The sequence below is a fragment of the Paratractidigestivibacter sp. genome (assembly GCF_052362415.1).
GTDB lineage: Bacteria > Actinomycetota > Coriobacteriia > Coriobacteriales > Atopobiaceae > Paratractidigestivibacter.
On sequence record NZ_DAWEMK010000050.1, the window covers coordinates 9,629 to 10,849 of the forward strand.

The window sequence follows — 1,221 nt, forward strand, 5'->3', positions numbered from 1 at the left end:
CCGACGTGAGCACACCCGAGCCCTACGCCGTCCCCGCGAAGGGCGAGGCGCGCCACAAGGTCGTCGCCTACGACTGCGGCGAGAAGGCGGGCATCGCCCGGCGCCTGGCGGCCGCAGGCTGCGAGGTCACCTTGGTGCCGTGGGACACCCCCGCGGACGAGGCCCTCGCGCTCGCGCCCGACGGGATCTTCTTCTCCAACGGCCCCGGCGACCCCGAGACCGTGCCCCCTGTGGTCGAGGCCGTCCGCGCCTGCCTGGGCAAGCTGCCTGTTTTCGGCATCTGCCTCGGCAACCAGGTCATCAGCATGGCTGCGGGCGCGACCATCGAGAAGCTCCCCTACGGCCACCACGGCGGCAACGAGCCGGTGATGAACCTGCTCACCGGTAAGGTTGAGATCACGGCTCAGAACCACAACTACGGCCCCGTCTTCTCGACCTTCGGGCCCCTCATTCCCGAGCTCTCCGGCGGCGTGTCCGACCACCCGGACGACCTTCGCTTCTGGTCCGAGCGACACATTGCCCCCGTTGTCCAGACGAAGGAGTGCGGGCGCGTGCGCCTGACTCACGTCAACCTCAACGACGGCACTCCCGAGGGCATTCAGTTCCTTGACATCCCGGCCTTCTCCATGCAGTACCACCCCGAGGCGAAGCCCGGCCCCAATGACTCCACCTACGCCTTCGCGGCGTTCGCTCGCCTGATGGACGGCGAGCCCGACTATCTTGCCATCGACGTCCGCGAGGGGAGGCGCTTCTAATGCCCAAGCGCACCGACATCAAGAAGATCCTCATCATCGGCTCCGGCCCCATCGTCATCGGCCAGGCCTGTGAGTTCGATTATTCCGGCACCCAGGCCTGCAAGGCCCTGCGCCAGGAGGGCTACGAGGTCGTCCTCGTGAACTCCAACCCGGCTACCATCATGACCGACCCGGAGACCGCCGACCGCACCTACATCGAGCCGATCACCGCCAACTCCGTCGCCAAGGTCATCGAGAAGGAGCGCCCCGACGCGCTTTTGCCCAACATGGGCGGCCAGACCGGCCTCAACTGCGCCGTCGCCCTCGCGCACGCCGGCGTGCTCGAGAAGTACAGCGTCGAGGTTATCGGCTGCGACATCGACTCCATCGAGACCGGCGAGGACCGCGAGCTGTTCGCCGCGGCCATGAAGGACATCGGCCTCGACGTGGCCAAGTCGGGAATCGCGCACACCATCGCCGAGTGCGA

General features: G+C 67.3%; 2 protein-coding genes. Both read left to right on the forward strand.

All coding sequences use genetic code 11. The features are described from left to right. Nucleotides 1-755: glutamine amidotransferase-related protein (locus ACT84W_RS06410; RefSeq protein ID WP_444328605.1), on the forward strand; the 755-nt coding region annotated here is incomplete at its 5' end. Continuing rightward, a partial coding sequence (locus ACT84W_RS06415; RefSeq protein WP_444328606.1) for a carbamoyl phosphate synthase preATP-grasp domain-containing protein occupies nucleotides 755-1,221 on the forward strand: 467 nt, incomplete at its 3' end. The genes ACT84W_RS06410 and ACT84W_RS06415, both read left to right, overlap by 1 nt.